This is a genomic window from Bradyrhizobium sp. UNPF46, from assembly GCF_006658625.1.
Lineage (GTDB): Bacteria > Pseudomonadota > Alphaproteobacteria > Rhizobiales > Xanthobacteraceae > Bradyrhizobium > Bradyrhizobium nitroreducens.
This window is the reverse complement of the sequence record NZ_LFJB01000067.1, coordinates 89,159-98,292: the sequence shown is the minus strand read 5'-3', so window position 1 is coordinate 98,292 and position 9,134 is coordinate 89,159. Positions and strand designations below refer to the sequence as shown.

Below are 9,134 nucleotides of genomic sequence, written 5' to 3'. Positions count from 1 at the left end.
TCGGCCTCCGCCAAAGTGCTGGCGTCGGCCAAGTCGCTGTCAGGCGAGAGCACCCGCCTCAAGGTCGAGGTCGGCAAGTTCCTGGATGCGATCCGGGCCGCGTAGGTGCCCATTGTGGAGAGGCCGCGCTTCTCCTAGACTTGCATCACGGGGGTGTCGCAGCCTCCCCGTGAAGTGGTGATCCCACGCAAGCGCTGCTCGCTGACGTATGGAGCGAGCAATGGATGGGATCGCAATCGAGCTTCCGCTTTTCCTGTTGGCCACCTTCGCCGGTGCGTTCGTCGCCGGCCTCTCCGGCTTTGCCTTCGGCCTCGTCGCGGCATCGCTGTGGCTCTACGTGCTGACGCCGCTTCAGAGCGCCAGCCTGATCGTGGGCTTCGGCCTCCTTGTGCAGGGCTACTCGGTCTGGAAGCTGCGCAGCGCGCTCGACTGGCGCCGGCTGTGGCCCTTCATCATCGGTGCCGTCGCGGGCGTGCCGGCCGGCGTGTCGCTCTTGACCTGGGCCGATCCGAACAGCGTGCGCATCGCTGTCGGAGCGATCCTGGTCGTCTACAGCCTCTACGCGTTCCTGCGGCCGAAACTTGAGGTCGCGACCATCGTGCCACCGGCCGCCGACATGACGGTCGGTTTCGTCAATGGCCTGCTCGGCGGGCTGACCGGCCTTGCCGGCATCGTCATCACCATCTGGTGCAATCTGCGCGGCCTGCCGAAGGACGTTCAGCGCGCAACCTTCCAGCCGATCGCCGTCGTGGTGTTCGCCGTGACCGCGCTTCTGCTGGGCGCCAGGGGAGGGCTCACGCTCGAGACGGCGAAGCTGTTCGTGCTCGGCCTGCCGTTCCTGTTTGCCGGCACATGGCTCGGGCTGAAGCTGTTCGGCCGGATCGACGAGACCATATTCCGCAAGATCGTGCTGGCGCTGCTGTTCGTCTCCGGCGTCGCGCTGCTGTTCTGAGCCGCAGCTCAGAACTCGCCGTGCAGTCGTCCTGAAAACACCGACACCGGTCCACGATCGGCGTTGTAGGCGGGATTGACGATGAGCTGGTAGTCGGCGGTGAAGGTCAGCGCCTTGTTCAGCGCATAGGCGTAGTAGGTTTCCAGCACGCGCTCGCGGCGATAGTTCAACTGACCATCGCCGATCAGCGGGCCGAGACCGCCGGCGGCGATGAAGTCGCGATGGTCCTGCGACAGGCCGTTGACGGCGCCGGCGATGGCGACGACGTCGTCGGGCCGGCCCCATCTCGCTCCCTTGACGGAGACGCCGCCGGACAGGCTGCGATCGATGTCGGTGAACGCCATGATCTCGGTCCGGCCGTTGTTCCAGCTCCAGCGGCCGAACACGCCGATATCGTCGGTGATGGCTTGCTCGAGGTTGAGGGCGTAACCGTACTTGATGCGGCCGCGGCGGGTCTGGCTGATGTCGACGCCGAACGCTGGATTGTCCAGCGTCTCGCGATAGCTGCCGGAATAGGCGCTGTTGACGAAGCCGAGCGTGCGCAGCTTGCCGGGCTGACCGAACAGCGAATAGCGCAGTTCGAGCTCCCCGACATATTCGCCGCGCCGGCCGATATTCATGTCGAAATTGCTCGAGTTGGACACGGCGTCCATCAGGAAGTAGCCGCCGCGTATCGCCCATTGCTTCTGGTTCAATTCGGCGGTGGCACCATAGCCGAGGCCGAGCTTGTCGGCGGCATAGTCGAAGGCGCCGGACGCCCAGATCGACCAGTTCATGAAATCCTTGCGCGGATCGTGCGCGTAGGAATTGCCGTCGAACACGTCGACCACGGAGAATTTTCCGACCTGCAAGGTCAGGCGCGAGACGTCAACCTTGCTCGCGAGCTGAAGCTGGCCGCTGGCAAGCTCTTCCTGCTCGCCGCCGAAGCCGAAAGTATGGCGCACGAACAGCCGCGAGGCGTTGAAATGCGGATAGGGAAAGCCGGACTTCTGCGCTTCGCCGTTGGGGAAGCCCGCGGCGCCCGTCGTGTTGTTGAAGCCAAAGCCCTGCAGCAGCTCGGGATTGAAATAGACCTCGCCGCCGTCCCACAGCCGCGCGTTCAGATAGAGCGAGTTGCTCCAGGTCTGCTGAAAATCAGGCGACGGAAGCAGGCTGTTGGTGCCGGTATAGGGCGCGCGGAACGCGGGGTAGCCCTGTCCCAGCACAGTCGACTGGCCGTGAATCTCCCAGCGGTTCGACTCCGTGTCGGTGATGTCCGACTTCGGATTGTAGGTCGGCACGCCCGGCCAATCGATCTTGCGATTGAGGCCGATCCGCAGGCTGTGAAAATCCATCGACGATGAATATTGCCCGCCGGAGGGGAAGGTGACGCTGGCGTTCTCGAACTTGCTGTAGAGATATTCGAGCCGCGTGGTCCAATGCGGCGCGAAGGCGTATTCGACGCCGCCGCCGGCGGTCCAGCCGAATCGCGTGTGCAGCACCTTTTCTTCAATGCCACCCGTCGGCGTCGACAGAAAGCGCTCACCGGTGAAGGCCGCGCCGCCGGTGGCATAGAGCAGCCAGTTGCCGGTGGCGTAACCGAGCCGCGCGCGCAGGCTCGCGACATAGTCCCAGCGTTCCTCCGCGCCCGACAGCGCCGTCGCCGCCGATGACACGACGTGGTTGGATGGCATATAATTCGGAAACGAGATGTCGCCTTCGACACCGAGCAGCAGGCCCGAATGGAGGCGCCAGTTGTAGCCGGCCTGGACGCCGCCGGTTGCGCCGGTGAAGACGTTGTTGTCGGTTGCGAGCGTCGGATCGGTCAATGTCGCCGCGGAGGTGCCGCGGGTGACGCCGACATGGGCGCCGATATAGAGGCCGGTCCAGTCATAGACCGCCTTCAGCGCCGGCGCCTTGAGCGGCAGATCGGCCGCGCGGCCCGTCGCGGGAACAGCCAGCACGCCCGAGGCGATCGCCGCAGCTGTCCGTAAGTACCTGAAACGATAACGCCTCAACGTCACGACGCACGCCCCCAAACGCGAATGTATCCCACTCGCCGCAGCCGACATCCCTGCCGGTTCGCAACGATTCTGTCATCAGGTCCTTGGCTGTTCACGCGATCGGTCGAGATGATCTCGATCCGACGTGATTTCTTCCCAAGCTCCAGATCCTGTTGCGAACATTATTGCGATTAATTCGCAATAGCAACTGGCGCGCTTTGCCGCACGGAACGGTTCGCACTTCGGTGTGACGGGCTTGCAACAAACCCAGCGAAGCCCAAAAATGAATGACCCGCCCGGGGGGACAACCGGGCGGGTCGGGGCACGACACGGGGTGGATGAGGCGCCCGTGTCGGACGCAGGATCCACTTAGGAGATCGGCCTCAGGTACTCGGATCAGTAGCAGCTACGAACGCGGCCGACGTACTGGCCGAAGGCGTTGTACTGTGCGACCCAGCCGCAGCGGTGATAGCCGTAGTAATAGGGGTCGTTGCTGGCGGCGATCGCGGAGCCGACGACGGCGGCGGTGGCGATGCCGGCGCCCACACCCCAGACCCAGCCGGGCTGCTTGGCTTCGGCCGAAGTGGTGGTGGACGCGATGCTGCCGGTAACGGCGAGAGCAGCGAGAGCGACGGCGGCAATCTTGGTCTTGATCGACATGTGAAACTCCATCCGGGGTTGAGGCGGTCCGTTGTGGCCCGCGTGCCCAATTGGACGGAGGCTCTTCCCGTCCGGTTCGAATGCGGCGATTCGGCTTCCGGGCTGAGGATTTTTCGCCAATGATTATAAAGGGATGCGAGCTAGCCGAGCGGGCCCTTGGCGAGCCTGTTCACGTCGAAGTTATCGACCTCGCCGAGCAACTCGCAAAAAGCCGTCGCTCCGCGATCGATCAGCTGCTCGCCCTTTTCGGCCACGGCCAATGTCGCATTGCCGATCGCGCCGCTGACATGAAGATCCTGCGCCTGCCAGGCGAACGGTGCCGGGCGCTGCGTCGACAGCCAGCGATATTGCTGCTCCATCGCGATGCTGCTCGCGGGAAAATCCGCGATCGCATCCTTGCGCACCTGCTCGGGATAGCGCGCCAGCATGATCGAGGTCTCGACGGCGCCACCGTGAATGCCGTGGCGTACCTCTTCCGCGGGGAACAGGCTGTCGGCGCCCGACAGCCGTGACCACGACGTCGTCACCACGAACAGTTTTTGGTGCGCGCGAAGGTCCTGCGCCACCAGCATCATGGCCGCGCTGTTGCCGCCATGGCTGGTGATGATGACGAGCTTCCTCACGCCGCGCCGCGCGATGTCCTCGCCGATACCAGTCCATCGCCTCAGCGCGGTTTCAGTCGGCAGCGTCTGCGTGCCCGGATAGTCGATATGCTCGGTGGAGATCCCGACGGGTTCGACGGGAAGAAAACTGGCCGGAACGGCGTCGGGCAGAAGCTCGCGCACGCGCCCAAGATACGCGTCCGCGATCAGCACGTCGGTGGTCACAGGCAAATGCGGGCCGTGCTGCTCGGTCGCCGCCAGTGGCAGCACTGCGATCCAGCGCGACGTTTCCGCAGGGGACGTCTCGGCCCAGCGGATCCTGGTCCAGTCGCGGGAAGGCGTCATCAAGGTTTCTTTGCCCGAATTTGTCACGTAGTTTGGGTTATCAGGGGACGCGGGCCAGGCCGGCTCGTGTCCCCTGATGTCATCAGGTTTTATCGCGTTGGTTTGCCCCGAGCTAGACGCGATTGGGCTGGAAGCGATCGACGGAGTGCCAATATGACCCCCTCCCATCTGCGCAGAGCGTTGACTGCGAGCCTGTTGGCCGCCCTGGTGTCGGTCGCCCCGGCGCGGGCCGAGACGCTCGACAAGGTCACCTTCGGCACCAACTGGGTCGCCGAGGCCGAGCATGGCGGCTTCTTCCAGGCGGTCGCCGACGGCACCTACAGGAAATACGGGCTCGACGTCACCATCGTTCCGGGCGGGCCCAACGAGAACAACCGGATGCTGCTGATCGCGGGCAAGATCGATTTCTTCATGGCCGCGAACACGCTGATGTCGTTCGATGCGGTCGCCAACAACGTTCCCGTCGTGACCATTGCCGCGATCTTCCAGAAGGATCCGCAGGTGATGCTGACGCAGCCGGATGCCAAGGTCAGCAAGATCGAGGACCTCAAGCCGCTGACGCTGTTCGTCTCCAAGGAGGGCATGGGCAGCTACTTCCAGTGGCTGAAGTCCGAATATGGTTTCAGCGAAAAGAACGTCCGCCCCTATAATTTCAACCCCCAACCCTTCATCGCCAATCCCAAGAGCGCCATGCAGGGCTATGTCACCTCCGAGCCCTTCGCGGTGGAGAAGGCCGCCGGCTTCAAGCCGAACGTGCTGCTGCTCGCCGATTACGGCTTCAACACCTACTCGACCCTGATCGAGACCCGCCGCGACATCGTCGAGAAGAAGCCTGACATGGTGCAGCGTTTCGTCGATGCCTCCATGGTCGGCTGGTACAATTACATCTACCGCGACAATTCCGCCGGCAACGCCATGATCAAGAAACTCAATCCGGAGATGACCGACGATCTGCTCGCCTATTCCGTCGCCAAGATGAAGGAGCATGGCATCGTCGATTCCGGCGACAGCTTGAAGAACGGTATCGGCGCCATGAGCGACGAGCGTTACACCTCCTTCTTCAACAAGATGGTCAAGGCCGGCGTCGTGAAGCCCGATCTCGACTTCCGCAAATCCTACACGCTGCGCTTCGTCAACAAGGGCGTCGGCGTCGAGCTGCGCCCGAACAAGCCGTAGCGCAAGGTCGATGTCACCGGGCAAAACCTCGTCCGCCGTCGAGACCGGCCTGACGCATCTCGCCGTCAGCCTGCGGGGCGTGACGAAGACCTACGACAACGGCGTCATGGCGCTCGGCCCGCTCGACCTCGCGGTGCGCAAGGGCGAGTTCATCTCGCTGCTGGGCCCGTCCGGCTGCGGCAAGTCGACGGTGTTGCGGATCATCGCGGAGCTCAGCGCGCCGTCCTCCGGGATCGTGCGGGTGGCGCGCCACGAGGGCGAGTTGCAGCCGGGGCGAGCCCTGCCAGGTCACGGCATCGGTTTCGTGTTTCAGGAGCCGACGCTGATGCCCTGGACCAGTGTCCGCGAAAACGTGCGGCTGCCGCTGAAGCTCGCCGGCGTGCCGAAGGCGGACGCGCGCGCGCGGGCCGACGCGGCGCTGGAGAGCGTCGGGCTCGCCGATTTCGCAGACAGCTTTCCACGCGAGCTCTCCGGCGGCATGAAGATGCGGGTGTCGCTGGCCCGTGCGCTCGTCACCGATCCGGATATCCTTCTGATGGACGAGCCGTTCGCCGCGCTCGACGAGATCACGCGCTTCCGTCTCAACAACGATCTGCTCGCGCTGTGGCGGGCGCTCGGCAAGACAGTCATCTTCGTCACCCATTCGGTGTTCGAATCCGTCTATCTGTCGCAGCGCGTGGTGGTGATGACGGCACGGCCGGGCCGGATCCAGGCCGACATCCGCATCGAGACGGTCGAGCCGCGCGGCGAAGCGTTTCGCACCTCCGCCGCTTATTCCGATTATTGCAGGAAAGTGTCGGCGGCGCTGGCGCCGTCCTATTCGGGACAATCGACGCTATGAGCGCGCAGGCGACCGCCACCGCGAAGCCGCAAGGTGGGCAGCGCGCGCTGCGCCTGGTGCTTCCCGTCATCGTGTTCGCGGCCGGCCTCGTCGCCTGGGAACTGGTGGTCCGCATCAAGGCCATCCCGCCTTACGTGCTGCCGGCGCCCTCCGTGATCGTGCTGACCCTGATCAAGGACTGGGCGGTGCTGTCGCAATCGCTCGCCACCACGCTCCTGACCACGCTCGAAGGCTTTGTCGCCGCCTCCATCGGCGGCATCGCGCTGGCGCTGCTGTTCAACCAGTCGAAATGGGTGGAATATTCCCTGTTCCCCTATGCGATCGTGCTCCAGGTCACCCCGGTGATCGCGATCGCGCCGCTGCTCCTGATCTATCTGGAACAGCAGACCGCGGTCGTGGTCTGTGCCTTCATCGTCGCCTTTTTCCCGGTGTTGTCCAACACCACGCTCGGGCTCAATTCGGTCGATCGCAACCTCGCCGGCCTGTTCCAGCTCTATGGCGCATCAAAGCCGCAGACACTGCGCCTTTTGAAGCTGCCTTCGGCGTTGCCCTACATTCTCGGAGGCTTGCGCATCGCGGGCGGTCTGTCGCTGATCGGCGCGGTCGTCGCCGAGATCGCGGCGGGAACGGCGGGCGCCGGCTCTGGGCTCGCCTACAGGATCGCCGAATCCGGCTACCGATTGAACATACCCCGCATGTTCGCCGCGCTGCTTTTGTTGTCGCTGGCCGGGATTGTCATCTATGGGGTGCTGGCGCTAGTTTCCCACCTCGTTTTGCGGCGCTGGCATGAGAGCGCTCTTGGAAAGGAAAACTGATGGCTGCCGGTTCGATTTCGTCCGAAAAGATCGACCTTCTGATCTATGGGCCGGTGCGGCCGATCCTCGAGAACGGGTTTTCCGATCATTTCGTCGTGCACAAGGCCGAGACGCGCGGCGACCTCGAGCGGCTGACGCCGGCGATCCGCGATAAGATCCGCGGCGTCGCCGTGACCTATCATACGGTCCGCGCCGACAAGGACTCGCTGTCGCAATTGCCCAAGATCGAGATGGTGGCGAGCTTCGGCGTCGGCTACGACCATATCGACGCCAAGTACGCGGCCGAGCACAACATCATCGTCACCAACACGCCCGACGTGCTGACCGAGGAGGTCGCCGACGTCGCGATGGGCCTTTTGATCTCGACCTTGCGCGAGTTCATCAAGGCCGACCGCTATGTGCGCTCCGGTCTCTGGCAGACGCAGAACTATCCGCTCAGCGTCGGCTCGCTGCGCGACCGCAAGGTCGGCATCGTCGGCATGGGCCGGATCGGCCAGGCCATCGCGCGCCGGCTCGATGCATCGCTGGTGCCGGTGGTCTACCACTCGCGCAACCCGTCCAAGGACGTCTCCTACAAGCACTACCCTGATTTGATCGAGATGGCGAAGGCGGTGGACACGCTGATGGTGATCGTGCCCGGCGGTGCCTCCACCAACAAGATGATCAATGCCGAGGTGCTGAAGGCGCTCGGCCCGCGCGGCGTGCTGATCAACGTCGCGCGCGGCTCGGTGGTGGACGAGCCGGCGCTGGTCCAGGCGCTGAAATCCGGCACCATCCTCGCCGCCGGCCTCGACGTGTTCGCGGCCGAGCCGAACGTGCCGGACGAGCTCAAGACCATGCAGAACGTCGTGCTGCTGCCGCATATCGGTTCGGCCTCGGTGGTGACGCGCAACGCGATGGACCAGCTCGTGGTCGACAACCTCAAATCATGGTTCTCGGGCAAGGCGCCTTTGACGCCGGTTGCCGAAACACCGTTCAAGGGGCGCTGATGAGGAATCTTCGGGTCGTTGCATCCGCCGTCGCGGCCTCTTTGGCCGCGATCGGCGGCGTCGCGGCCTATTTGGCCGCGATCGGAATCGCGCATGCGCAGGATACGACGGCCCTGAAGAAATCGATGCCCGGGCAGTGGGAGCTCTCGACCACCGAGCGCAGCAAGACCTGCGTCGTCACCATGAAGGCCGACGCTGCGGGCCAAGGCTACAAGCTGGAGATGGAGCCGGCCTGCAAGACCGCGCTGCCGTTCACCAAGGACATCGTGGCCTGGAGCGTCAGGGGGCTCGACATCGTCCGCCTGCAGGACGCGACCGGTGAAGCCGTGATCGACTTCACCGAGGTCGAGGCCGGCATCTTCGAAGGCCTGCGTCAGGGCGAAGGCGTCTACATCCTGCAGGATCTCGCCGCAGCTCGCTCGATGGCCAAGTCGATGGACCAGATGATCGGCGACTGGGCGATGGTGCGCGGCAACGGCCAGCCGGTGTGCGGCTTGACGCTGACCAACACCGAGGCGGCGCCGGACAATTTCCAGGTCTTCCTCAAGCCGAAATGCGACGCGGCCATCGCGCAGTTCAACCCGACGCAATGGCGGCTCGAGCGCGGTCAGATCATCCTGATGTCGAAATCAGGCGGGACCTGGCAGTTCGAGGCCGACGACAACGCGCAATGGCGCCGCGTCCCCGACACCGCCGATCCCCTGATCATGCTGCGTCAGTAGGCGGCCCGACATTCGCTGCCGCCGAATGGCGCCACGCGGTGGCGGAACCT

General features: G+C 64.3%; 9 protein-coding genes. 6 read left to right on the top strand and 3 right to left on the bottom strand.

Annotated elements, in window-relative coordinates:
• The first annotated feature begins 220 nt into the window (after nucleotides 1-220).
• The gene (locus UNPF46_RS25715; RefSeq protein WP_100179877.1) at nucleotides 221-952 is read left to right on the top strand and encodes a sulfite exporter TauE/SafE family protein; all 732 of its coding nucleotides are present in this window, start codon (nucleotides 221-223) and stop codon (nucleotides 950-952) included.
• Between the two features lie 8 nt (nucleotides 953-960).
• On the opposite strand, the gene UNPF46_RS25710 is transcribed toward UNPF46_RS25715, so the two are convergent.
• The 3 genes from UNPF46_RS25710 to UNPF46_RS25700 all read right to left on the bottom strand — a co-directional run bounded on the left by UNPF46_RS25710 (nucleotide 961) and on the right by UNPF46_RS25700 (nucleotide 4,541).
• A complete protein-coding gene (locus UNPF46_RS25710) occupies nucleotides 961-3,003 on the bottom strand; it encodes a carbohydrate porin (protein ID WP_100179878.1) in 2,043 nt (680 codons plus the stop codon).
• 327 nt (nucleotides 3,004-3,330) lie between these two features.
• A complete protein-coding gene (locus UNPF46_RS25705; protein ID WP_174719176.1) occupies nucleotides 3,331-3,594 on the bottom strand; it encodes a hypothetical protein in 264 nt (87 codons plus the stop codon).
• A 140-nt stretch (nucleotides 3,595-3,734) separates the two neighbouring features.
• Nucleotides 3,735-4,541, bottom strand: coding sequence for a creatininase family protein (locus UNPF46_RS25700; RefSeq protein ID WP_142251860.1), 807 nt, complete (start codon nucleotides 4,539-4,541; stop codon nucleotides 3,735-3,737).
• 153 nt (nucleotides 4,542-4,694) lie between these two features.
• On the opposite strand from UNPF46_RS25700, the gene UNPF46_RS25695 reads away from it, so the two are divergent.
• The 5 genes from UNPF46_RS25695 to UNPF46_RS25675 are packed head-to-tail and all read left to right on the top strand — an operon-like array spanning nucleotide 4,695 to nucleotide 9,084.
• A complete protein-coding gene (locus tag UNPF46_RS25695; RefSeq protein ID WP_100179881.1) occupies nucleotides 4,695-5,717 on the top strand; it encodes an ABC transporter substrate-binding protein in 1,023 nt (340 codons plus the stop codon).
• Between the two features lie 10 nt (nucleotides 5,718-5,727).
• Nucleotides 5,728-6,558, top strand: coding sequence for an ABC transporter ATP-binding protein (locus tag UNPF46_RS25690; protein ID WP_142251859.1), 831 nt, complete (start codon nucleotides 5,728-5,730; stop codon nucleotides 6,556-6,558).
• Entirely contained in the window at nucleotides 6,555-7,373 is an 819-nt protein-coding gene (locus UNPF46_RS25685) for an ABC transporter permease (RefSeq protein ID WP_142251858.1), read from the top strand. Before UNPF46_RS25690 ends, UNPF46_RS25685 begins: the two co-directional genes overlap by 4 nt.
• Nucleotides 7,373-8,362, top strand: a complete 990-nt coding sequence (locus UNPF46_RS25680) for a 2-hydroxyacid dehydrogenase (protein ID WP_142251857.1) — start codon at nucleotides 7,373-7,375, stop codon at nucleotides 8,360-8,362. The genes UNPF46_RS25685 and UNPF46_RS25680 overlap by 1 nt, the downstream gene beginning before the upstream one ends.
• Nucleotides 8,362-9,084 (top strand): AprI/Inh family metalloprotease inhibitor, encoded by a 723-nt coding sequence (locus UNPF46_RS25675; protein ID WP_142251856.1) that lies wholly within the window; start codon nucleotides 8,362-8,364, stop codon nucleotides 9,082-9,084. The genes UNPF46_RS25680 and UNPF46_RS25675 overlap by 1 nt, the downstream gene beginning before the upstream one ends.
• Nucleotides 9,085-9,134: the final 50 nt, after the last annotated feature.

What these genes read in the sequence shown, in the direction of transcription:
- UNPF46_RS25715 (WP_100179877.1), top strand. Translation starts at nt 221, where the DNA reads ATGGATGGGATCGCAATCGAGCTTCCGCTTTTCCTGTTGGCCACCTTC.
- UNPF46_RS25710 (WP_100179878.1), bottom strand. Translation starts at nt 3,003, where the DNA reads ATGTCGGCTGCGGCGAGTGGGATACATTCGCGTTTGGGGGCGTGCGTC.
- UNPF46_RS25705 (WP_174719176.1), bottom strand. Translation starts at nt 3,594, where the DNA reads ATGTCGATCAAGACCAAGATTGCCGCCGTCGCTCTCGCTGCTCTCGCC.
- UNPF46_RS25700 (WP_142251860.1), bottom strand. Translation starts at nt 4,541, where the DNA reads ATGACGCCTTCCCGCGACTGGACCAGGATCCGCTGGGCCGAGACGTCC.
- UNPF46_RS25695 (WP_100179881.1), top strand. Translation starts at nt 4,695, where the DNA reads ATGACCCCCTCCCATCTGCGCAGAGCGTTGACTGCGAGCCTGTTGGCC.
- UNPF46_RS25690 (WP_142251859.1), top strand. Translation starts at nt 5,728, where the DNA reads ATGTCACCGGGCAAAACCTCGTCCGCCGTCGAGACCGGCCTGACGCAT.
- UNPF46_RS25685 (WP_142251858.1), top strand. Translation starts at nt 6,555, where the DNA reads ATGAGCGCGCAGGCGACCGCCACCGCGAAGCCGCAAGGTGGGCAGCGC.
- UNPF46_RS25680 (WP_142251857.1), top strand. Translation starts at nt 7,373, where the DNA reads ATGGCTGCCGGTTCGATTTCGTCCGAAAAGATCGACCTTCTGATCTAT.
- UNPF46_RS25675 (WP_142251856.1), top strand. Translation starts at nt 8,362, where the DNA reads ATGAGGAATCTTCGGGTCGTTGCATCCGCCGTCGCGGCCTCTTTGGCC.